Raw genomic sequence first — 23,374 nt, 5'->3', positions numbered from 1 at the left:
CCATACTTACGTCCCCTAATCGCGGCCATTACTCTTTGAAACAAGGCCTTACATCATCGCGTGTACTTCCCCACTATGCGATCGTACTTATTTACTGCATGGCCTGAAAGCATGTTCTAACTGGTATTCACTTATTTACCAGGACCCAAACTACACTACTTCGTGGCCTTTATCGCATCTCGTTACTGCTATATTACCGCACCGTGAAACCTTTATTTCGCTGTGGTGCTGAGTTCTAATTTACTCATTATAGATGCAGAGTCAACACCCTAATTACGCACTGTTAGACTTTCTTGTTTAATATCATGAAAACAGATAATTACGTGATCCCGATCCCGTTTGTTCAGGGGGTTGCCGCTCAGCTGGACGATTTTGGTCGCAGGTTTTCGTCAAACACCAGCCGCTTACGATCCGGCTCCACCTCATGTAGCGGCTCCACCTGATGCATCGTCTGTTTGCAGCGTTCCACCAGGGTTTGATACTCACGGGTGCCCTGCTTCTTCCATTCCATCTCCTGCTCGCTCAGCGCCCGAATCGCTTTCGCCGGGCTGCCCAGGATCAGATGGTCAGCAGGCATTTCCGCTTTCGCTTTAACAAACGCGGCCGCGCCGACAATGCTGTTCTCGCCAATTACCGCCCCGTCCATGATCACCGCATTCATTCCCACCAGCGCATTCCGGCGGATGACGCAGCCGTGAAGGATAGCGCCATGACCAATATGGCCCTCTTCTTCCACGACCGTGTCCTGCTCGGGGAAACCGTGCATGATGCAGTTATCCTGGATGTTGGCCCCGTCTTTCACCACGATACGGCCAAAATCACCGCGCAGGCTGGCGTTGGGGCCGACGTAGACCCCCTTGCCGAGGATCACATCGCCAATCAGCACCGCTGTCGGGTGCACATAACTCTCTTGCGGAACAACCGGGGTCATACCATCGATTTGATATACAGGCACATTACCTCCTTTACGCAGGCGTCAGGCCGCCGAAGCGTTGCCAATAGGAAGAACCCGGCGACGGCAGTTCGCCGACGGAGGTCTCCCCTTTCTCACTGACAAACGCCAGCGCACCTGGCGCGACGCGCTGATAAATGTTGATGCACAGCTGGCGGGCCGTCTGGCCTGCCCAGTGCGACGGGAGTAACTCTTCCGGCAGGAGCGGATCCTTGAGCACCACCCGGCGATAAAAATGGATCAACAGCAGCTGGATCTGGAAGCAGCGTTCCGGCGTCAGCTCTGCCGGGGTGGCCTCGCGCAACAGCGGAAGGAGCGGTCGGAACGAGTCGATAAAGGTTTCGTACATCAGGTTCTGCTCGCTAAGCTGCCAGCACTCTTCAACCCGGGAGCGCAGCGCGGCGCGGGAGAGCGCCAGCGGCGAATGCGCCTCAAAGCAGATCACGTTCTCGGCCACGCCCGCTTCGTGCAGCAGGGTCTGGACATCCGCCAGCTGTTGCGACGGGGAGGCCATCAGGCTGGGGGCAAGCGTACCGAAACCTTGCCAGATCAGCTGCTTTTTCACATCCGCCAGCGTGGCTTTATCCATCCCTTCGGAGAGCAACAACAACCATTTTCCGTCCCAGGCTGGCAGCTCCGCGCGGTAAATTTTTGCCTCAGCCCGCCGGGTTAAGCGCAACCCTTTATCACTCAGTCGGTAAAAGCTGCGTCTGCCGATGCGAACCACATCCAGCCAGCCCTCTTTGTTCAGGCGGAACAGCGCGGTACGTACAAAGCGTTCGCCAAAGCCCATCCCTTCCAGCAGTGCCGCCAGGCTACCCAGCCAGACTTCGCCGCCGCGATGGGACAACGCATCGCCGTATAAGGAGGAGATCAACGACGTGCCGCTGACGGGAACGGAGCTGACCGCGTGCTGAATAAAGGCGTCGAGTTTACTCATGTGATTCATTCTGTTGTGATTATTTTGTCGGATGAATCATAGCATAGCACCAGACGCGTGACCCTCCCCAATACGGAGAGGGTCAGCAGGCCGGGGTTAGCCGTTGGCGGCGACCTTACGCAGGTCGAAGACGCGGCAGGCTTTGCCTTCGGAACGCGGGATACTGCCGCAGTTCACAATGGTGACGTCGGTGGAGATCCCCACCATCGATTTGATGCGGTGGCGCAGCTCATGGCATACATGACAACGCTGTTCGTGGGTCAGGGTTAAGCTGCTCTGTTTCAGCTCCACTTTGACCGAAAGCGAATCAAGATGGCCCCGACGATTCACCTCCAGCTGGTAGTGCGGCGACAGGTGCTCAAACTTGACGATCTCCTCTTCCAGTTGGGAGGGGAAGACGTTCACGCCGCGGATGATCAGCATGTCGTCGCTGCGACCGCTGATGCGATCCATCCGGCGCATGGTGCGGGCGGTGCCCGGCAGCAGGCGGGTCAGGTCGCGGGTGCGGTAGCGGATCACCGGCAGCGCCTCTTTGGTCAGGGTGGTGAAGAGCAGTTCGCCCTGCTCGCCATCCGCCAGCGGCGTGCCGTCGTTCGGGTTGACGATCTCCGGGTAGAAGTGATCTTCCCAGATAGTCGGCCCGTCGGCGGTTTCGATACACTCCATCGCCACGCCCGGACCCATCACTTCGGACAGGCCGTAAATGTCCAGGGCGGTAATGCCGAGACGTTTCTCGATTTCGCGGCGCATCGCCAGGGTCCAGGGTTCAGCCCCAAAAACACCGACGCGCAGGGAGCATTGGCTGGCATCGCCACCCATCTGGCGCTCAAGCTCTTCGATCAGGTTAAGGCAGTAGGATGGCGTCACCATGATCATGTCCGGCTGGAAATCGCGGATCAGCTGGGCCTGTTTCTCGGTCTGGCCGCCGGACATGGGGATCACCGTCGCGCCTAAACGCTCGGCACCGTAGTGTGCGCCCAGCCCGCCAGTGAACAGGCCATAGCCGTAGGCCACGTGAATTTTGTCTTTCGCACTGCCACCGGCGGCACGCAGGGAGCGCGCCACAATGTTGGCCCAGTTATCAATGTCGTTTTGCGTGTAGCCGACCACGGTCGGTTTGCCGGTGGTACCCGAGGAGGCGTGAATACGCACCACCTGTTCCATCGGCACCGCGAAGGTATCAAATGGATAGTTGTCGCGCAGATCCTGTTTGGTGGTGCACGGGAACTTGCGGATATCCGCTAACTCTTTGAAATCGTCAGGATGTACGCCCGCAGCATCAAACTTGCGCTTGTACATCGGCACGTTGTTGTAGGCGTGTTCTAGCGTCCACTTCATGCGCTGAGTTTGCAGGGCCTGCAGTTCATCCAGGGACGCGGTTTCGATCGAATCAAGCTTCGTTGTCATTGTGATTGTCATTGTAGGGTACTCACATTTTTATAATTGTTCAGACACGCTCAAGGATCATGGCAATGCCCTGACCGACACCAATGCACATCGTACAGAGCGCATAACGCCCTTTACGACGATGCAGCTCGTTGCTGGCGGCCAGCGCCAGACGCGCCCCGCTCATGCCCAGCGGGTGGCCCAGGGCAATAGCGCCACCGTTGGGGTTAACATGCGGAGCATCGTCCGGCAGCCCCAGCTCGCGCAGCACGCCCAGCGCCTGCGAAGCAAAGGCTTCGTTCAGTTCGATAACGTCCATATCAGTGATGCTCAGGCCAGCGCGCTCCAGCACGCGGCGGGTTGCCGGGACGGGACCAAGTCCCATCAGACGCGGCTCGACACCGGCGGTCGCCATCGCCACAATGCGGGTACGCGGGGTTAACCCCTGCGCCGCCGCCATCTCTTCACTGGCGATAATCAGCGCCGCGGCACCGTCGTTTACACCAGAGGCATTGCCTGCGGTCACTACACCATTGGCGCGGAACGGGGCTTTCAGCCCGGCCAGCATCTCCAGAGTGGTGTCCGGGCGCAGGTGTTCGTCATGCACCACTTCGGTAACGGCCCCTTTTTTGCCTTTAACCATGACTGGCACGATCTCCTGAGCCAGGATGCCGTTGGCCTGCGCCCGGGCGGTGCGCTGTTGGCTGCGGAACGCGAAGGCATCCTGGTCTTCACGGGAAATCCGTAACAATTCTGCTACATTCTCTGCCGTTTCCGGCATGCTGTCAGTACCAAATTGCTGCGCCATGAGCGGGTTCACAAAACGCCAGCCAATGGTGGTATCGAAAATTTCATTCTGGCGCTGGAAGGCGCTGGTGGCCTTGCCCATCACGAAAGGCGCGCGGGACATGGACTCCACGCCACCGGCGATCATCAGGTCGCCATCACCGGCGCGGATAGCGCGGGCGGCAAAGCCCAGCGCATCCAGACCGGAACCGCAGAGGCGGTTCAGGGTGGTGCCGGAAACGGTCTGCGGCAGCCCGGCTAACAGGAGGGACATCCGCGCCACGTTGCGGTTGTCTTCCCCCGCCTGGTTCGCGCAGCCAAAAATCACGTCATCAATACGTTCCGCATCCAGACCCGGATTACGCAGCAGTAGCTCGCGCAGGGGGATCGCGCCCAGATCGTCTGCGCGCACGCCAGACAATGCCCCGGCATAACGGCCAATGGGGGTACGGATCCCGTCACAAATAAAGGCGTCACGCATCATGCTTCTCCTGTAATAGTGCCGCCGATGCGGTGGGATTTCCCACGGAACAGGGCAACGGTTTTGTGCTCTTGGTTAACAATTTCGATGTCATACACGCCGGTCTGTTTCCCCTGATGACGCACCTGCGCGGTGGCAGTGAGTTTTTCCTGGGCAAAGGCCGGGCGAACAAAATCGATGGTGCAGCCCGAGGCCACCGCAGCCAGCCCCTGGCTGTTGCAGGCGTAGGCGAAGGCGGTATCCGCGAGGGTAAAGAGCTGGCCGCCGTGGCAGCTCTTATGGCCGTTAAGCATCTGTGGCGTGACGGTCATGGTCAGGACTGCGACGCCCTCATCCATCTCAATAATGTCGATGCCATAGGCCTGGGCGCAGGCATCGTTTTCATACATGGCGCGGGCGTTGCGCCAGGCGTTATGACTCATAGCTACTCTCCAGAAGCGCGCGCTGGCGCAGCAGGGACGACGGACGGTAACGCTCTTCACCGTAGTGACGTTGCAGGTTTTCCAGAAGGCGTAGCAGACGCTGCCAGCCAAGCTGTTCTCCCCAGGCCAGCGGGCCGCGCGGATAGTTCACCCCGAGGCGCATAGCGGTATCGATATCCTGTTCGCTGGCGACCCCTTTTTGCAGGGCGTCGAGCGCTTCATTGACGATCATCGCCACCGTGCGCCAGATCAGCAGGCCGGGATAATCGGCTACCTGCAACACGCGCTTGCCCTGCTGCTGCAGATGCCACACCGCTTTGCGGTTGGCAGAGGCCGGGTTGCTGGCGGCAACGGCGATCACCGCGACATCCCCTTCCTGACGATCGCACACCACCACGGGCTGACCGTAACGGTTCGCCAGTGCCTGGGCGGTTTCGCCCTGGGTCTCAATCAGCAGCAGGCCATCTATTTCGGTGACACCGTCACTTCTTCTCTGCACGCTTATGGCGCTGTCCGCGTCGCTGACGGTCTCCAGCCAGCTTGCCGCAGGCCTGTCGCTGCGCCAGTTGTAGACCCCCTGGCCGCTCTTTTTGCCGAAGCGCCCGGCCAGCACCAGCTCCTGCTGTACCAGTGACGGCAGGAAACGGCGCTCCTGCCAGAAGGCGTTGAATACTGAACAGGTGACGGCGAAGTTCACGTCCTGGCCGATCATGTCGGTCAGCTCCAGCGGCCCCATCGGGAAGCCCGCACCTTCACGCAGCGCGGCATCGATCGTTTCCGGGGCGGCAACCTGCTCTTCGAGCGCGCGCCAGGCCTCGGCGTAGTACGGACGCGCCACGCGGTTAACGATAAAGCCCGGCGTGGACTGGCAGCGCACCGGCTGTTTACCCCATTTCACCGCCAGCGCGCTCAGTTGCTCAACCACCTCTTCCGAGGTCGCCAGCCCGTTCACCACTTCCACCAGCTTCATCACCGGTGCCGGGTTAAAAAAGTGCAGCCCGGCCACACGTTCGGGGTGGCTCAGGTCCGCGGCAATCGCGGTAATCGAAATTGACGAGGTGTTGCTGGTCAGCAGGGTTTTGGCCGGGCAGATCTCTGCCAGTTGGGCAAACAACGCTTTTTTGACCGCCATCTGCTCAGACGCGGCTTCGATGACCAGATCGGCCCTCGCCAGCGCCTGAATGTCGGTCACCGGGACCAGGCGCTGGAGCGTCAGCTCGCACGCCTCGGCACTCAACTTGCCCCGCGCCACACGGGATTCCAGACGGGTGCGGATCCCGTCGATGGCGCGGGAGATGGCGTCGGCATTGATGTCATACACCAGCACCGGATGCCCGTGGCTGGCTGCCACTTCAGCGATCCCTGCGCCCATGATGCCGCTACCAATCACCGCTACGGTATGAATCGTCATCTTATTTCCCCGTAAACTGCGGCGCGCGTTTGTTAAGGAAAGCGCTGACCCCTTCGCGGTAGTCGGCGCTGCGCCCGGCCAGGCGCTGATAGTCGCGCTCCAGATCCAGCTGCGCATCAAGGGTGTTGGTTTCAGCAGCGTTAATGGCCTGCTTGATCAGCCCTAAGCCAAAGGTAGGCTGCGAAGCCAGATGCACCGCCAGCTGACGTGCGGTGTCGGTCAGTTCGGCATCATCCACCACCTGCCAGATCATCCCCCAGGCATGGGCCTGCTCAGCGCTGATCTTCTCCCCGAGCAGAGCCAGCCCCATCGCCCGGGCGCGGCCCGTGAGACGCGGCAGCAGCCAGGTGCCACCGGAATCCGGCACCAGCCCCAGCTTGCTGAAAGCCATCACAAAGTTAACCGAACGCGCGGCAATCACGATGTCGCAGCCCAGCGCCAGCGTGGCACCGGCTCCGGCAGCCACGCCGTTCACCGCACAGATCACCGGCTTAGGCAGTTTTGCCAGACGGCGCACCAGCGGGTTGTAGAATTTCTCCACCGACATCCCGAGATCGGGCGCAGGGCTGTTCGGGTCCACGTTACGGTCGTTAAGATCCTGCCCGGCGCAAAAACCGCGTCCGGCTCCGGTCACCAGCAGGCAACGCACGCGGTCATCGCGCTCGGCCTGCTTCAGGCACTCGGCCAGCTGCAGGTGCATCTCCTCGTTAAAGCTGTTGAGTCGCTCCGGGCGGTTCAGGGTGAGGGTCATCACGCCCTGCTCAACATGACTCAGAATGAAATCCATGGTTAGCGTCCTTTAAAATCGGGGGTGCGTTTTTGCAGGAAGGCATCGATCCCTTCCCGGCGATCGTCGGTGGCGGCCAGTAGCGTAAAGAGCTGGCGTTCCTGCGCCAGCCCGGCTTGCAGGGCCACTTCCTGGGACTGACGCAGCGCCTGCTTCGCCGCCTGCAAAGCCAGCGGCGAATGGCGTGCCATCAGTGCCGCCTGCTGCAGAGCATATTCCAGGGTTAAGGCTTCGGGATAAACGTCGCTCACCAGCCCTGCCGCCAGTGCCTGACGGGCGGTGATGCTTTCGCCGGTCAACACCATTTTGCTGCTAAGGGATTTCCCGACGCTGCGGATCAGCCGTTGCGTGCCGCCTGCCCCCGGCATAATGCCTAAGGTGATCTCCGGCAGACCGAAGCGGGCGTTTTCTCCGGCGATGACCAGATCGCACAGCAGCGCCAGCTCGCACCCGGCACCCAGCGCGTAACCATTAACCGCGGCTATCAGCGGTTTGTTGAAGGCATTGATCCGCGCCCACAGCTGGGGGCGAATGTCGTTGAGGGTGGCGGCCAGATCTTTTTCGGCCATCTCATTGAGATCGGCCCCGGCGGCAAAGAAACGTTCGTTACCGGCAATCACGCACACTGAAATCTCGCTGTCAGAGGCAGCGGCTTCCAGGGTGGCGGCCAGCTCGCTCAACAGGGCGTTATTCAGCGCATTACGGGCCGCCGGGCGATTCAGGGTCAGGTGCAGCACCCGGCCATGGCGGGTGACAATCAGGTCGCTCATGCCATCCCCTTCGCATCAAAGTCCACCACCACGTCGTGGGTCAGCGGCAGCGCCTGGCAGCTCAGGACGTAACCTGCCGCCAGTTCGTCCGGCTCCAGGCTGTAGTTGGTGGCCATGTCCACTTTGCCGCGCACCACTTTGCATTTGCAGGTGGCGCAAACCCCGCCTTTACAGGCGTAAGGCAGATCGGCCCCCTGACGCAGCGCGGCGTCGAGAATGCTTTCGTCATCGGCGGTGAGGGTGATTTGGCGGTCGCGTCCGTCCTGGCGCACCGTCACTTTCTGCCCCTCGGCCTGGACGGCGTGGGCACGTTTCACCGTGGTGCCTGGGGTGTTAAAACGTTCAAGGTGCAGCGATTTTTCCGGCATCCCCAGCGCTTTCAGCGTCAGTTCGGCTTCATCCATCATCGCCGCCGGGCCGCAGATAAAGGCTTCGTCAAACTGGCTAAAGTCGATGAGGTGTTTTGCCAGGGCCTGCAGTTTTTCGCCGTCGATACGCCCGTGCAGCAGCTCGCTGTCCAGCGTCTCCTGACTAAAGATGTTGACCACCTGCAGGCGGGTCGGATAGCTATCCTTGAGATCGGCCAGCGCCTGGCGGAACATCATGCTCTGGCTGCTGCGGTTGCCGTAAATCAGGGTGAACTGGCTGTGCGGTTCGGTTTTCAGGGTGCTGGAGATGATGGCCAGCATCGGGGTAATGCCGGAACCGGCGGCAATCGCCAGATAGCAGCCTTCCCGCTCGGCCAGCGGCTGATAGCCAAAATGGCCCTGCGGTACCATCACATCCAGCGCCATTCCCTGTTTGATCTCATCCCGGGCATAGCGCGAGAAGCGCCCGCCGTCGATGGCCTTAACCGCCACGCTGATCTCGCCCGGCTGCACGCTGCGGCAGATGGAGTAGCAGCGGCGCAGCTCTTCGCCTGCCAGATGGGCTTTCAGCGTCAGATGCTGGCCCGGACGGAAGCGATACGCCTCCTGCAACGTCTGGGGAACCGCGAAGGTGATGGTCACCGCATCGCGGGTTTCGGGTTCTACTTTTGCCACCGTTAAGGAATGAAACGTTGTCATGGCGACCTCAAATACATTTGAAATAATCGAAGGGTTCGCGGCAGCTGTCGCAGCGATAAAGCGCTTTACAGGCCGTGGAACCAAATTCACTGATCAAAGTGGTGTGGGTGCTGGCACAGCGTGGACAGGTCACCCCGGCAGGCAGATGCGCATGGCAACTGTGTCCGGCTGGTGGGCTGATGCCGTACTGGCGCAGACGCTCACGGGCGTCCGGCGTCATCCAGTCGGTGGTCCACGCCGGATCCAGCTGAATGGCAATGTGAACCGGTGCATAACCATGCGCTGTCAGCGTGTCGCGGATCGCCCCCATCAGATGGTCGGTGGCCGGGCAGCCGGAATAGGTCGGCGTGAAGCCGATCGCCCAGCCTTCACCCTGTGGGGTCACGCTGCGCACCATCCCTAAATCGGTAATGGTCAACACCGGGATCTCCGGGTCCGGGATCTGGCTTAACAAAGACCAGATCTGCGGGACGGCGGCCGGGGCGAGGTCAGCAAAACGTTGCATGGCGATCTCCTGCGTTACCACTGCTGGCCGGGGTAGACGCGCTGCAGATACTGCATCTCTGCCAGCATCGGCCCCAGATGTTCGGTGTGCAGCCCTTTACGACCGCCGCTGCGGTAGGCCGACTCGTCCGGCACGCTCAGCGTTGCCTCGCTCAGCCCGGCAAAGACTTCGGCTTCCCACTCGGCACGCAGGCTTCGTGGATCCACGGCGATACCCTCGGCCACCAGCGCCAGGTCAATCTCATCGGCTTCGAACAGTTCGGCAGTGAAGCGCCACAGGTCGTTAACCGCCTGCTGCATTTTTTGCGTGGAGAGCGCGGTCCCGTTACCCAGACGTTCCAGCCAGCCGCGACTGAAGCGCAGGTGATAGCGTGCTTCTTTAATGGATTTGGCGGCGATGGCGGCCAGCTGCCGATCCTGGCTCTGGGTCAGACGGGTAAACAGCGCCACATGCCAGGCGTCGATAAAGTACTGACGGGCAATGGTGTCGGCGAAGTTGCCGTTCGGCTGCTCCACCAGCAGCAGGTTGCTGAACTGACGTTCATCACGCTGGAAGGCCAGCGTATCTTCGTCGCCCTCGCCTTCCAGTTCGGCGGCATAGGTTAAGAAGTTGCGCGCCTGGCCCAGCAGGTCGAGGCCGATGTTAGCCAGCGCGAGGTCGATCTCCAGCTCCGGGGCGTGGCCACACCAGGCCCCCAGACGCTGGGAGAGCACCAGGCCGTTATCACCCAGGCGCAGAACATAATGCGTTAACGTTTTCATCCCGGACCTCACATGTGCTCGATGCCATCAGGGATGGTGTAGAAAGTGGGATGGCGGTAAACCTTGCTTTCCGCCGGGTCGAAAAACTCACCGCGCTCTTCCGGCTGCGAGGCCACGATTTCGCTCGCCTTCACTACCCAGATGGAGCAGCCTTCGCTGCGGCGGGTGTATGCATCCCGCGCGTTTTCCAGCGCCATGCGATCGTCGGCGGCGTGCAGGCTGCCCACGTGACGGTGGGATAAACCCTGTTTGCTGCGGACGAACACTTCATATAACGGCCAGTAGGTTTTGCTCATCTTGATTCCCCTTACGCGACTTTGCGGGCGTGTTGTTTTTCTGCGTGCGCCAGGGCGGCTTCGCGCACCCACGTCCCCTCTTCCCAGGCTTTATTCTTGGCGGCCAGGCGTTCGTGATTGCAGACACCGCGTCCGTTGATCACCTCATCAAACTCCTGCCAGTCGATCTCGCCAAAACGGTAGTGACCGCTTTCGGCATCAAAGTGCAAATCGGCATCCGGGACGGTCATCCCCAGCATCTCTACCTGCGGTACGGTGTTGTCCACAAAACGCTGACGCAGTTCGTCATTGCCGAAACGTTTGATTTTCCAGGCCAGGCTGCGGGCGCTGTTCGGCGAGTTGTCGTCGTTTGGGCCAAACATCATCAGTGCTGGCCACCAGAAGCGGTTGATGGCGTCCTGCAACATCTGACGCTGGGCTTCACTGCCCTGCGCCAGGGCCATGCAGGCTTCAAAGCCCTGACGCTGGTGGAAGCTCTCTTCTTTACAGATTTTCACCATCGCCCTGGCATAAGGGCCGTAGGAGGTACGGCACAACGCCACCTGGTTAACGATGGCCGCGCCATCCACCAGCCAGCCAATTACGCCGATATCGGCCCAGCTCAGGGTCGGGTAGTTGAAGATGGAGGAGTATTTCATCTTGCCGTCGAGCATCTTCTGGTAGATGTCTTCCCGGGCACAGCCCAGCGTTTCCGCTGCGCTGTAGAGGTAGAGACCGTGCCCGGCTTCATCCTGCACTTTCGCCAGCAGAATGGCCTTGCGGCGCAGCGTCGGGGCGCGCGTGATCCAGTTTCCTTCCGGCAGCATGCCGACAATTTCAGAGTGGGCATGCTGACCAATCTGGCGGATCAGCGTCTTGCGATACGCGTCAGGCATCCAGTCCTGCGGCTCGATGGCCGTCTCTTGCGCGATTCGCTGTTCAAAGCGTTGTTCTTCGGTCACGTCATTACCCTTATGATTCGTTTAACAAGCAAATATCATTCGATCATGAATCACTTCGTTTCTTAAAAGTTACACAAAGGTTAAATATAACCCCAAGGAGTGTTTGTTTATTTTGTGATGTGGCTCGCAAGCCTTTTGCTAAGCCGCCGTTGATAGCGGGAAGCTCGGGGCAGGAATAGTCAGACAAGATCACAATGTTAACAAATCATTAAAACATCACTTGCATTTTATGATTCATAATCAAACTATCTATAGCGATATCACGAACCACCTGGAGAGAAAAATGCAGCAGTTAGCCAGCTTTTTGTCCGGCACCTGGCAGTCTGGCCGGGGCCGTGAGCGCACGATTCAGCACGCCATTAGCGGCGAAGCCCTCTGGCAGGTCACCAGCGAAGGGCTGGATATGGCCGCCGCGCGTCGTTACGCCATTGAGAAAGGCGGCGAATCGCTTCATGCCATGACCTTTATCGAACGTGCCGCCATGTTGAAGGCGGTAGCAAAACATCTGTTGAGCCAGAAAGAGGTGTTTTATGCCCTGTCCGCGCAAACGGGGGCGACCCGCGCCGACAGTTGGGTCGATATCGAAGGGGGGATCGGCACGTTATTCACCTTCGCCAGCCTCGGCAGCCGCGAACTGCCGGACGACACCCTGTGGCCGGAAGATGAACTGATCCCGCTGTCAAAAGAAGGCGGCTTTGCTGCGCGTCACGTCCTGACCTCTAAATCCGGCGTGGCCGTGCACATCAACGCCTTCAACTTCCCCTGCTGGGGGATGCTGGAAAAACTGGCGCCCACCTGGCTTGCCGGGATGCCCGCGATCATTAAACCGGCGACGGCCACCGCGCAGGTGACACAGGCCATGGTCAAAGCGATTGTCGACAGCGGCCTGGTGCCTGAGGGTGCGATCAGCCTCATCTGCGGCGGCGCGGGCGATCTGCTCTACCAACTGGATCATCAGGACGTGGTGACCTTCACCGGTTCCGCCGTTACCGGCCAGATGCTACGCGTCCACCCGAACATCGTGGCAAAATCGATTCCCTTTACCATGGAAGCCGACTCCCTGAACTGCTGCGTGCTGGGTGATGACGTGACGCCAGAGCAGCCAGAATTTGCCCTGTTTATCCGCGAAGTGGTGCGTGAGATGACGGCCAAAGCCGGACAGAAATGTACCGCTATCCGCCGGATTATTGTGCCGCAGGCGCAGGTGGAGGCTGTCAGCCAGGCGCTCATCGCCCGACTGGAAAAAGTGGCATATGGCGATCCGGCTCAGGAAGGCATCAAAATGGGGTCGCTGGTCAATGCTGAACAACGTGCTGACGTGCAGGAGAAAGTGGATGCCTTAGTCACGGCGGGTTGCCAGATCCGTCTCGGCGGTAAAGCTGACCTGAATGCCGCCGGGGCGTTCTTCCCGCCGACGCTGCTGTTCTGCCCGCAGCCGGATGAAACCCCGGCCGTGCATGCCACCGAAGCCTTTGGCCCGGTCGCCACCCTGATGCCGTATCAGAGCCGCGATCATGCGATGGCCCTCGCCCGTGCCGGGGAAGGTAGCCTCGCCGGGACGCTGGTGACGGCCGATCTGCGCCTGGCGCGTCAGTTTATCGCCGGGGCCGCACGCGCGCATGGCCGTATTCAGATCCTTAACGAAGAGTCTGCCAAAGAGTCTACCGGTCACGGCTCCCCACTGCCGCAACTGGTCCACGGTGGCCCGGGCCGCGCAGGGGGCGGCGAAGAGCTGGGCGGCCTGCGGGCGGTGAAACACTATCTGCAACGCACCGCGATCCAGGGCAGCCCGAGCATGCTGGCCGCCATCAGCCAGCAGTGGGTGCGTGGCGCTCAGGTACAGGAGGACCGCGTCCATCCGTTCCGCAAATACTTTGAAGAGTTACAGCCGGGCGACAGCCTGTTGACGCCGCGCCGCACCCTGACCGAGACCGATATCGTTAACTTTGCCTGTCTGAGCGGGGATCATTTCTACGCCCATATGGACAAGATTGGCGCAGCGGAGTCAATTTTTGGCGAGCGCGTGGTGCACGGTTACTTCCTTATTTCCGCTGCGGCCGGGCTGTTCGTCGATGCGGGCGTCGGGCCGGTGATTGCCAATTACGGCATGGAGAACCTGCGCTTTATTGAGCCGGTCAAACCGGGCGATACCATTCAGGTGCGTTTGACCTGTAAGCGCAAGACGCTGAAGAAACAGCGCACGGCGGAAGAGAAACCGACCGGTGTGGTCGAATGGGCGGTGGAGATCTTCAACCAGCATCAGCAGCCGGTGGCCCTCTACTCCATCCTGACCCTCGTCTCACGTCAACACGGGGATTTTGACGCCTGATCCCTCTCCCTCCGGGTAACGTCGCGCACGTTACCCGGCTTCTGGCACATCTGACAAAACATCTGGCAAATGCAGGCAAACGGTACGCACAGCGTTGTTGCTATGTTGGCAATGAATAAACCGCGCGCAGAACAGCGGTCCCGAGTGGATAACAACACATACAACAGAGGTTAATCATGGGAAGCTCCTTACTCTTTTCACCACGTAAAACGGTGCTGGCGTTGGCCGTTGCTTGTCTCTTTTCAGGCCAGGCGCTGGCGCACGGAAGCGCAGCGCATATTGTCGAGCTGGATAAAACCCTGACCGAGTTTGGTGCTGATGTGAAATGGGACGACTACGCCCAGATCTACACCATCAGCAAAGATGGGGCCTTCATCAAAGTGAAGCCGGGCGCGACCACTGCCATCGTCAACGGCAAACCGCTGACCTTGCAGGTGCCGGTAGTGATAAAAGATAACAAGGCCTGGATCTCCGATACCTTTGTTAACGATGTGTTTCAGTCCGGCCTCGACCAGACCTTCCAGGTGGAAAAGACTCCGCATCCCCTGAATGCGCTATCCGCAGATGAAATTAAACAGGCCGTCGAGATTGTGAAAGCCTCGCCGGACTTTAAACCGAATACCCGCTTTACCCAGATTGCGCTGGCTGAGCCGCAAAAAGCCAAAGTGTGGGATTTTGTGCTGAATGGCACGGCGGTGGATGCGCCGCGTCAGGCGAATATCACCATGCTGGACGGTAAATTTGTTATCGAAGCGCTGGTGGATTTGCAGGATAAGAAGATCCTGCACTGGGAGCCGATCAAAGATGCCCACGGCATGGTGCTGCTGGATGACTTTATGGCGGTGCAGAAGATCGTCACCGGCAGCCAGGAGTATGCCGACGCGTTGAAAAAACGCGGTATCAATGACCCGAGCAAAGTGATGACCACCCCGCTGACGGTCGGCTACTTTGACGGCAAAGATGGCCTGAAACAGGAAGATCGCCTGCTGAAAGTGGTGAGCTATCTGGATACCGGGGACGGTAACTACTGGGCGCACCCGATTGAAAACCTGGTGGCGGTGGTTGACCTGATCGAGAAGAAAATCGTCAAAATCGAAGAAGGTGCGATCGTTCCGGTGCCGATGCAATCGCGTCCTTATGATGGCCGCGACCGCGAACCGGTCGCCCATAAGCCACTGGATATTACGGAGCCGGAAGGCAAGAACTACACCATCACCGGCAATATGATCCACTGGCAAAACTGGGACTTCCACCTGAGCCTCGACTCACGCGTCGGGCCTGTTATCTCCACCGTCACCTTCAACGATAACGGTAAAAAACGTCAGGTGATGTACGAGGGATCGCTGGGAGGAATGATCGTTCCTTACGGTGACCCGGACGTGGGCTGGTACTTCAAGGCCTATCTTGACTCTGGCGACTACGGCATGGGGACCCTTACTTCACCGCTGGTGCGCGGCAAAGATGTGCCATCCAACGCCGTGCTGCTGAATCAGACCATCCCGGACTACACCGGTGCGCCTATGGAGATCCCGCGAGCCATCGCAATCTTCGAACGCTACGCCGGGCCGGAGTATAAACACCAGGAGATGAATCAGCCGAACGTCAGCACCGAGCGTCGGGAGCTGGTGGTGCGCTGGATCAGTACCGTAGGGAACTACGACTACATCTTCGACTGGGTGTTCCACGAAAACGGCACCATCGGCATTGATGCCGGGGCGACCGGTATCGAAGCGGTGAAAGGTGTGATGGCGAAAACCATGCACGACCCGAGCGCGAAAGACGATACAAAATACGGCACGCTGATTGACCACAACATCGTCGGCACGACCCACCAGCATATTTATAACTTCCGTCTGGATCTGGACGTGGATGGCACCAACAACAGCCTGGTGGCGATGGACCCGGAAGTGAAGCCGAATACCGCAGGCGGCCCGCGGACCAGTACCCTGCAGATCAACCAGTACAACATTGATTCTGAGCAGCAGGCCGCGCAGAAATTTGACCCGGGCACCATTCGTCTGCTGAGCAACACCAGCAAAGAGAACCGCATGGGCAACCCAGTCTCCTACCAGATCATCCCTTATGCAGGCGGTACGCACCCGGTGGCGACCGGCGCCAAATTTGCCCCGGACGAGTGGATCTATCATCGCCTGAGCTTTATGGATAAACAGCTGTGGGTGACCCGCTACCATCCAAACGAGATGTACCCGGAAGGCAAATTCCCGAACCGCTCCGCCCAGGATAAGGGGCTGGGCCAGTTCAGCAAGGATAATGAATCGCTGGATAACCAGGATGACGTCGTGTGGATGACCACGGGGACTACGCACGTGGCCCGTGCGGAGGAGTGGCCAATCATGCCGACCGAGTGGGTGCATACCCTGCTTAAACCCTGGAACTTCTTCGATGAAACGCCGTCGTTGGGTAAGAAGAAAGAGGCGCAGTAAGCGTTAAAACGCCGGGCAGATTACCCTGATGCCAGTCAGTTAAGCCCGGCAGATTACCTTAATGCCAGTCAGTTAAGCCCGGCGGATTGTTCCGTTCACCTCAGGTTCAGCAGAACATGGCATTACACAACCCGTGAACGTGACAAGGGGGGCCGCCGGGCCCCCCTTGTCAATCCCCGCGGCCCCGCAATGAAACCGGTGCTTCGCACTGCGCTCACCTCCCGACCGGCTGCCTGCGGTCGGCTCAACTCGACATCCTGTCTCGATTCGCCTCTGGCCGCCATCCCTGGCGTCCAGCTCTTGTCATCCGGTCTCCGGTTCGCCGGTTTCAGCGGGGACTCAACACCGGTGCCACATTCAGGCGACTGAGAAGCATGAGGGGGAAGAGTCCGGCTGAAAATCGCCGAAGCGTTGACCGCAGCGGAAGGGGCATAAAGCAGAGGTATTTTAGTGAATGGAACTCTTCCACTTCAGTCATTGAGAAATACCGAAGCGTTTAACTGTCTGGCATCAGGGCAGATGCCCGGCTTATTTGTGCCTGTGCGGTTTGCATTGTCGGGTGGCGGCTAACAACGGGCATTGTGCGGCCTGATGCCCTCACCCCGGCCCTCTCCCACAGGGAGAGGGTGCAAACCACACCGCGCACAGTCTGTTCCCTCTTCCACAAGGAGAGGGAGAAAACCACACCGCGCACAATCTGTCCCCTCTTCCACAAGGAGAGGGAGAAAACCACACCGCACACGGTCTGTTCCCTCTTCCACAAGGAGAGGGAGAAAACCACACCGCGCACAATCTGTCCCCTCTTCCACAAGGAGAGGGAGAAAACCACACCGCACACAGTCTGTTCCCTCTTCCACAAGGAGAGGGAGAAAACCACACCGCGCACGGTCTGTTCCCTCTTCTACAAGGAGAGGGAGAAAACCACACCGCGCACGGTCTGTTCCCTCTTCCACAAGGAGAGGGAGAAAACCACACCGCGCACGGTCTGTCCCCTCTCCCCTTTGGGGAGAGGGTTAGGGTGAGGGGAAATCGCTGCGGCCTGATACCCTCGCCCCGGTCTTCTCCCATGGGCAGAGAGTGCAAAAACTAAAAACGGTCACCTCGGTGACCGTTTTGCTTTTACCTAATACCGCACGCATACCGACTTGGTTTCACACCAGCCATCCAGCCAGTCCGGGCCGAAATCGCGGCCGGTGCCGGACTGCTTCATGCCGCCGAACGGCAGGTTGGCGTCGATCAGGGTATGGCTGTTGACCCACACGGTGCCGGCCTGCAGGCGATCGGTGTACTCCAGGGCCTGGCTGATGTTTTGCGTCCAGACGCTGGCGGTCAGGCCGTATTCGGTGTCGTTCGCCAGGCGCAGCGCCTCTTCACCGTCGGCGACGCGCACCAGGTTCACCACTGGACCAAACACCTCTTCGCGGGTCAGGCGCAGACTGGCATCCGGGTTGACTACCAGCGTTGGCGAAAAGTAGTAACCCTCGCCGTTCGGGCCTTGATTACCGGTGATAAGCTCAGCCTGACGTGACTGCGCCTCGTCGAGGAAGGTCTGCACTTTGTCACAGTGGGCGCGGGACACCAGCGGGTTAATGTGCGCCTCCTGGGACATGCCCGGGCCGACGCTCAGGGATTTCACCGCCTGCTCAAAACCACTGACCACAGTATCAAACAACGGGGCTTCGATATAAATCCGCGAGCTTGCCGCACAGACCTGGCCCTGGTTCAGGAAGCTGCCGGTCATCAGTCCTTCAACAACCCACGATGGATCGGCGTCTTTCAGAACGATAGCCGGGTTTTTACCCCCCAGTTCCAGAGTCACGCCCATCAGCCGATCGGCCGCCGCGCGTGCAATCTGTTTGCCAGTGGCGGTCGAGCCGGTAAAGCTCACTTTAGCGATATGCGGATGGTTGGTCAGGGCGGCACCACACACGGCACCGCTGCCGGTCACCACGTTAAAGACACCGTCCGGGATCCCGGCCTCACTTGCCAGTTCCGCCACGCGCAGCAGGGTCAGTGGCGTGGTTTCAGAAGGTTTGATAACGATAGAACAGCCTGCCGCCAGGGCGGGCATTACTTTCCACATGCCGATCAGCAGCGGGAAGTTCCACGGCACGATCCCGGCCACCACGCCAATAGGCTCTTTACGGGTCCACGCCTGATAGCGGGCGCCCTGCGGCATCGGAATGGAAAGATCCAGCGTCTTGCCCGAAATTTTCGTCGTCAGCCCGGCGGTGTAGCGCATCCAGTTAAGGGTGCAGCCCACTTCAAAGGCGCGGGAGATGTTAATGGATTTACCCTGCTCCAGCGTTTCGAGCTGGGCCAGTTCTTCGGTGTGCTGCTCCACCAGATCGGCAAAACGCAGCAGAATACGTTCACGTTCCGCAGGCAGTTTGCCCGACCAGCTGCGGGCGACAAAGGCGCGCCAGCCGGACATCACCGCGCGATCCACATCCTGCGCGCTGGCATCGGCCGTCGAGGCAATCACCTGGCCAGTGGCCGGGTTAAAAATCTCCAGACGCTTCTCGCTGTCGGAGGCGGACTGGCGTCCTTCAATCCAGAGGCCATGCTGGCGATCCAGAAATTGCTGCACGCTGTGCAGTACGGCGACCTGTGTATCAGACATAGCGATTCCTTATTATTCGCAGGGTGTCAACGCAGTCTAAGATGGCTTTGCAGATTGCGCTTTTATCTCTGTGACATTCGCTTTGTCGGCTGTGACAGGCACCGCAAAACGCGACAATACCGCCGTTTCGCTCTGTCGTGCAGCGCAGTTCTTGCCTATATTTCGCCCCATGTCACGGGTAATTCGAAACATAAATGCAACAATGTTTAAACATTGACGACGTAGCGGGTATGACATGCGTGCAAATGAACAGGACAAATACCAGCGGTGGCTGGCGCAGATTAACCAGGTTTGCGGCAGTTTTGCCGCCCGGCCCATGACCGGCGAATTTTATGGCGAGCTGGACGCGACCTGGACCGGCAACCTGAAACTCAGCACCGTTACCGCGGGCGGCGTGAACCTGTTTCGCACCCGTCAGGAGATCAAAAACAGCAACGATGCCTGGTTCTATACCGTGTTTCAGCTGGAAGGCGAAGCGGGGCTGGAGCAGGACGACCGGCAGATTGTGCTGAACGCGGGGGACATCACGCTGATTGACGCCTCCCGCCCCTGCTCGATCTACTGGCCGGAAAAATCACGTCAGATCTCGCTCCTGCTGCCGCGTCAGATCCTTGAGCAACACTTTCGTTTTCAGGAAGTCAGCTGCGCGCAGAAACTCTCCCACAGCCTGCCTACCGTCCAGCTCAGCTACCGTCTGCTGCAGGACAGCATGAACAACCCGGCATTAAGCGAAACCGAAAGCGAAGCCGCGCTGGAGGCGATGGTCTGCCTGTTGCGCCCGGTGTTGCAGCAGCGGGAAAGCGTACAGCCGCGCAAGGCGCGTCAGTTCACTAACGTGCTGACCCTGATTGACGATCATATTCAGGCCGAACACCTGCGCCCGGAGTGGATCGCCTCGGAGTGTGGCATGTCAGTGCGGAGTCTGTACCGGATGTTTGCCGAGAAGGGGCTGGTGGTGGCGCAGTACATCAAAAATCGTCGTCTGGATCTCTGTGCGCAGATGCTGCGCAGCACCCGCGACGACGAAAAGCTGGCGGGCATTGGTTACAGCTGGGGATTTACCGATCACAGTCACTTCTCCACGGCTTTTAAGCAGCGTTTTGGGGTTTCGCCGGGCGAATACCGTAAACGCCACCGCTGATCATTTCTGCATCCACTTGCCGTTGATCCCCTGGACATATTCGCCGGGGTTAGCGCGCGCCACCAGCTTTGTCCCGGCCATTTTTGCCACTTCATCCACCGGAATGTTATTGCTGTCGGCAAGCTGCTGATAGCTGTCGGTGCGGGCTTTATTGATCTGCTCCACCAGCGCCAGGGTTTCGCGATCATGACTGCGCGGCGCAATATAACCGCTCAGGGTTTCACCGACCCGACCGGCACTGCGGGCCTCGTTGAGGGTCAACGCCAGCGCGGGTGCGCACAGCCCCAGCGTCAATATCATCAGCGGGATAAGTTTTCTCATGGCAGCCTCAGAACAAATCGCTGCGTGATTTCAGCAGCGTCTCTACGTCTTTATCCACTTTGATATGGATTTCATGTTCAATTTTGACGTTCATGTTGATGGTGATCGGCTCTTTCGACGCCGCCACTTCGATCCTCGGCGTACAGCCTGTAAGCGTCAGGATCACAATCGCGGTGAACCCACCGGCCAGCTTTTTCATGGTTGTTCCTTACATTCCTTGCCTGTCGGGCAGCGGTTATCCGGTAATGCTGCGTGTTGCTCCAGCCAGGTCTGCAGATTGTCGCCAAAACGCAGGCTGCGCCAGAGGGTAAACAGGTTCTCCTGATGGGTATAGTTGAGGTTGACGGCCTGAGTCTGGCCCTCGACGCGGCTGGCGCCGCGGAGTGTCGACGCCAGGGTTAATTCACCCAGGTTATCTAAATTGAGTTTCGTCCACGACTGCGAAATTTCCATATAGCGAAGCCAGTTAATCGCCCCTGCCGCACTGTTATCTTCGACCAGCGCATCGGCCGTGTCTTTGTCGAGACGCAGGGTCATCGGCCCTGAATTCGTCAGCCAGCCATCTTTGATGATCCATTTATTGTTGTCCAGCCAGAACGGCAGCGCCCCGCTGAACGGCCCGGACATAGCGAACTGTTTCGGATTAATTGCGCTGATCAGCTCGCTGGAGGAGATGTTATTCACCCGCAGCAGCGCCGCATCGTGCTGCGGCATGCGCAGCTGCTGCATGGTCACTTTGCCGCCCAGCAGATCCACGCTCACGTCGGTGAGCAGCAGCGGATTCGCCTCGCTCCAGGGGTAGTCGCCCTGCAGGTCGGCGGTGATGTTGCGGGCCGTAAATTGATTGATCACTTCGCCGATGCGCAGCGTCACCGGGCCATGGGTGCCCAGCGACCAGGTGCCCTGGCTGAAGCGGAACGGTAAGACGAAATCAATACCATTGATTTTGTTGTCCGGCATCCAGACGCTGCCACTTTTTACCACGCCATGCCCACCGGCCTCAAAGCCCTGGTCGGCCGCTGCGGAGAAGGCGACCTGAGCATACAGATCCCCTTCGCGGAGGGTCATTTTCCAGTCCGGCGGGATCAGCGGCTGGAACACGGTCAGGGACTGCTTCGGCCACCAGGCCTGGCCACGCAGCCGCTCCCCATCCCAGCGTCCGTTCAACTGCACCGGGCCAATCGCTTCGGCATTAAGGGTGCCTTTAAACCGGAACAGGGTCGGATCGCTGCCATCAACACTGAATTTGACCGTCGAGGGGGGCAGTACGCTGCCGCCGGTGAAGGTGGTTTCCCCGGCCTCAAAGGATAATGCGCCGCTAAAGTGTGGCCGGGCGGGATCGCGCTGCCAGCGGATCGGGCTTTCCAGCACCATACGCGGTGCGCTGGCGTGCAGGGTGCCGTACTTCAGTTGGTCAAACCCGGTTGAGAGTTCGCTAAGCTCAATCACGCTGTCACGCCACTCCCCTCTCCCTGCCACGTCCCAGCGGGCCTGCATTGGGGTGAAGTTGCCCTCTCCCCAGTAGCGCCACTGCCATAACCCGCTGTCCGGCAGGAAGTCACTGGCCCGGCCGTCAAGATGCAGGGTGAAATCCCCCATCTCCCGTTCATGGGCGCGAAGAATGGCCTGCAGGCGACCATCAATACCCTTACGGGTCAGCACCACCCCGGCCAGCGGCCAGCGCACCTCGTCAATATTGAGGGAGTCGATGATTCGGCCCCGGGAGCGCAGCAGCGCCCCTGGTGCAAAGGCCAGCCGTGGCTCGGCCAGACTCCCGGTCAGCATAGCGGGCAATCCAACATAGAAAATGAGATCGTTCTGCTTGGCAACGCCGGTGAGCTGCAGCGGCATGGCGCTGTTGTCCATGCTCAGCTTGCCGGGGCCAAAGGTGAGTACCGCGTTGCCTTTCCCGGCATCGCCCTGGGTCAGAACGTTCATTCGCCCACTGACGACGGCGTTCTCCGTGCCCTGTTGCCAGTTGTCGATCTTCAGCCCCAGGCGGCCGCTCAGGGGAATACCGGCCTGGTCCCAGCGCCAGCGTCCGTCGCTGATGGTCAGCTGGTCAGGGGTGATCTGCCAGGGAAGATCTAACAACGGCTCGCCGCTCTCCCGCTCAACCATCACCAGCTGGCCCTGATTGTCCTGCCACGCCAGATCGGCATCCACCAGCGACGTAAGCTGCGGCACCGAGAAGGTCGTTTCCGCATGCCCTTGCACCGGCAGGCCGTCCGGCACCAGCGGCAGGGTAAATTCCCCTACCAGCGTCACCGGCTGTGGGTTGTCGGGCAGATGCAGCGTGACGTCGCTGACGGTCAGGGAACGTCCCCGGAGGGTGCCGCGCAGGCTGAACTGATCCCCGTGGTAAGTAATGTCCTGTCGCGACGGCGTCAGCGAGGCGGTTAATTTTCCCTGCCACTGCTGCCAGGGGGAAAGCGTCAGGCGGTCGATGGTCAGCCAGGTATTGGGCAGCAGCGACTGCCATTCAGCCAGGGTTTTTGGTGCGGTTGGCGTGGACTCGCTCGCAGGGATTTTACTCAGGCATGCGCTGTTGAGATCCAGCGCGGCGATGTCGATTTTCCAGCGACTCGGGTGGCTGAGGGTGGCGTTTTCAATGCGGGCGATTTCGCAGTCTTCGACCAGGTAGCGCAGATCGGCAATCACCAGGGCGTTGCGGGTCAGGCGTGGGCTTTTTTCAAACGCGATCCGGGTGCCGGCAGGCAGCCAGATGCCAGCAAGCGTGGGAACCCACTGCGCAAGGGTCAGCAGCAGCGTCAACGGTAAAAGAATGATCAGCAGCAGCAGTGCGATCGCGGCTTTGTATTTACCCCTCATGGGCAGTTAATATCCTGATTTAGCGAAAAAATTAGCCGACAGTACCGAATAGTGTGGCATGTTTCGTCAGGCAGGTGAAGCGAAGGCCTGTTTAAGGATAGATGCGATCACCCTGAATGTGAGCGTTTTTACGCTTTGCGCCTGCCGGTTCAGGACCACAAAAAAACCGCCCGGAGGCG

General features: G+C 59.5%; 20 protein-coding genes. 3 read left to right on the top strand and 17 right to left on the bottom strand.

Annotated elements, in window-relative coordinates; genetic code table 11:
* Positions 1-358: 358 nt before the first annotated feature.
* From paaY to paaA, 13 genes are all read right to left on the bottom strand, one after another.
* A complete protein-coding gene (gene paaY, locus C3F35_RS22365; protein ID WP_059307778.1) occupies positions 359-955 on the bottom strand; it encodes a phenylacetic acid degradation protein PaaY in 597 nt (198 codons plus the stop codon).
* Between the two features lie 10 nt (positions 956-965).
* Positions 966-1,901 carry a phenylacetic acid degradation operon negative regulatory protein PaaX gene (gene paaX, locus C3F35_RS22360; protein ID WP_059307777.1) on the bottom strand — a complete coding sequence of 312 codons (936 nt, stop codon included), beginning with the start codon at positions 1,899-1,901 and terminating at the stop codon, positions 966-968.
* A gap of 87 nt (positions 1,902-1,988) precedes the next feature.
* Positions 1,989-3,305: a phenylacetate--CoA ligase PaaK gene (gene paaK, locus C3F35_RS22355; RefSeq protein ID WP_077227297.1), complete on the bottom strand. Its 1,317-nt coding sequence runs from the start codon at positions 3,303-3,305 to the stop codon at positions 1,989-1,991.
* A gap of 34 nt (positions 3,306-3,339) precedes the next feature.
* The gene (gene pcaF / locus C3F35_RS22350; RefSeq protein ID WP_032611048.1) at positions 3,340-4,545 is read right to left on the bottom strand and encodes a 3-oxoadipyl-CoA thiolase; all 1,206 of its coding nucleotides are present in this window, start codon (positions 4,543-4,545) and stop codon (positions 3,340-3,342) included.
* A complete protein-coding gene (paaI, locus tag C3F35_RS22345; protein ID WP_103792243.1) occupies positions 4,545-4,967 on the bottom strand; it encodes a hydroxyphenylacetyl-CoA thioesterase PaaI in 423 nt (140 codons plus the stop codon). Before paaI ends, pcaF begins: the two co-directional genes overlap by 1 nt.
* Positions 4,957-6,378, bottom strand: coding sequence for a 3-hydroxyacyl-CoA dehydrogenase PaaH (gene paaH / locus C3F35_RS22340; RefSeq protein ID WP_103792242.1), 1,422 nt, complete (start codon positions 6,376-6,378; stop codon positions 4,957-4,959). Before paaH ends, paaI begins: the two co-directional genes overlap by 11 nt.
* Position 6,379: 1 nt before the next feature.
* A complete protein-coding gene (paaG, locus tag C3F35_RS22335; protein WP_032611052.1) occupies positions 6,380-7,165 on the bottom strand; it encodes a 2-(1,2-epoxy-1,2-dihydrophenyl)acetyl-CoA isomerase PaaG in 786 nt (261 codons plus the stop codon).
* A gap of 2 nt (positions 7,166-7,167) precedes the next feature.
* On the bottom strand, positions 7,168-7,935 hold the full coding sequence (gene paaF, locus C3F35_RS22330; protein ID WP_103792241.1) for a 2,3-dehydroadipyl-CoA hydratase PaaF: 768 nt from the start codon (positions 7,933-7,935) through the stop codon (positions 7,168-7,170).
* Complete coding sequence (gene paaE / locus C3F35_RS22325) at positions 7,932-9,002, bottom strand: 1,2-phenylacetyl-CoA epoxidase subunit PaaE (RefSeq protein ID WP_032611054.1); 1,071 nt, start codon at positions 9,000-9,002, stop codon at positions 7,932-7,934. Before paaE ends, paaF begins: the two co-directional genes overlap by 4 nt.
* A 7-nt stretch (positions 9,003-9,009) precedes the next feature.
* The gene (gene paaD / locus C3F35_RS22320) at positions 9,010-9,507 is read right to left on the bottom strand and encodes a 1,2-phenylacetyl-CoA epoxidase subunit PaaD (protein WP_103792240.1); all 498 of its coding nucleotides are present in this window, start codon (positions 9,505-9,507) and stop codon (positions 9,010-9,012) included.
* Between the two features lie 14 nt (positions 9,508-9,521).
* On the bottom strand, positions 9,522-10,268 hold the full coding sequence (gene paaC, locus C3F35_RS22315; protein WP_032611056.1) for a 1,2-phenylacetyl-CoA epoxidase subunit PaaC: 747 nt from the start codon (positions 10,266-10,268) through the stop codon (positions 9,522-9,524).
* Between the two features lie 8 nt (positions 10,269-10,276).
* Entirely contained in the window at positions 10,277-10,564 is a 288-nt protein-coding gene (gene paaB, locus C3F35_RS22310; protein ID WP_032611057.1) for a 1,2-phenylacetyl-CoA epoxidase subunit PaaB, read from the bottom strand.
* Between the two features lie 11 nt (positions 10,565-10,575).
* Entirely contained in the window at positions 10,576-11,505 is a 930-nt protein-coding gene (gene paaA, locus C3F35_RS22305) for a 1,2-phenylacetyl-CoA epoxidase subunit PaaA (protein WP_059307771.1), read from the bottom strand.
* A 283-nt stretch (positions 11,506-11,788) separates the two neighbouring features.
* Here paaA and paaZ point away from each other — a divergent pair, with 283 nt between their 5' ends.
* Positions 11,789-13,834, top strand: a complete 2,046-nt coding sequence (gene paaZ / locus C3F35_RS22300; RefSeq protein WP_103792239.1) for a phenylacetic acid degradation bifunctional protein PaaZ — start codon at positions 11,789-11,791, stop codon at positions 13,832-13,834.
* Positions 13,835-14,010: 176 nt separating this feature from the next.
* The gene (tynA, locus tag C3F35_RS22295; RefSeq protein WP_103792238.1) at positions 14,011-16,278 is read left to right on the top strand and encodes a primary-amine oxidase; all 2,268 of its coding nucleotides are present in this window, start codon (positions 14,011-14,013) and stop codon (positions 16,276-16,278) included.
* Between the two features lie 1,123 nt (positions 16,279-17,401).
* Here the strand turns inward: tynA and C3F35_RS22285 are convergent.
* Positions 17,402-18,901 (bottom strand): aldehyde dehydrogenase family protein, encoded by a 1,500-nt coding sequence (locus tag C3F35_RS22285; protein ID WP_103792236.1) that lies wholly within the window; start codon positions 18,899-18,901, stop codon positions 17,402-17,404.
* Positions 18,902-19,136: 235 nt separating this feature from the next.
* Here C3F35_RS22285 and feaR point away from each other — a divergent pair, with 235 nt between their 5' ends.
* Positions 19,137-20,042 carry a transcriptional regulator FeaR gene (gene feaR / locus C3F35_RS22280; protein ID WP_103792235.1) on the top strand — a complete coding sequence of 302 codons (906 nt, stop codon included), beginning with the start codon at positions 19,137-19,139 and terminating at the stop codon, positions 20,040-20,042.
* Here feaR and C3F35_RS22275 read toward each other — a convergent pair whose 3' ends face one another.
* From C3F35_RS22275 to C3F35_RS22265, 3 genes are read right to left on the bottom strand one after another with little or no spacing between them, the layout of a single operon-like run.
* On the bottom strand, positions 20,043-20,363 hold the full coding sequence (locus C3F35_RS22275; protein ID WP_059307767.1) for a YdbL family protein: 321 nt from the start codon (positions 20,361-20,363) through the stop codon (positions 20,043-20,045).
* A gap of 7 nt (positions 20,364-20,370) precedes the next feature.
* A complete protein-coding gene (locus C3F35_RS22270) occupies positions 20,371-20,562 on the bottom strand; it encodes a YnbE family lipoprotein (protein WP_059307766.1) in 192 nt (63 codons plus the stop codon).
* Complete coding sequence (locus tag C3F35_RS22265) at positions 20,559-23,195, bottom strand: YdbH family protein (protein ID WP_103792234.1); 2,637 nt, start codon at positions 23,193-23,195, stop codon at positions 20,559-20,561. The genes C3F35_RS22270 and C3F35_RS22265 overlap by 4 nt, the downstream gene beginning before the upstream one ends.
* Positions 23,196-23,374: the final 179 nt, after the last annotated feature.

The sequence above is a fragment of the Leclercia sp. LSNIH3 genome, assembly GCF_002935105.1.
Lineage (GTDB): Bacteria > Pseudomonadota > Gammaproteobacteria > Enterobacterales > Enterobacteriaceae > Enterobacter > Enterobacter adecarboxylatus.
This window is presented reverse-complemented; position numbering and strand designations above follow the sequence as displayed.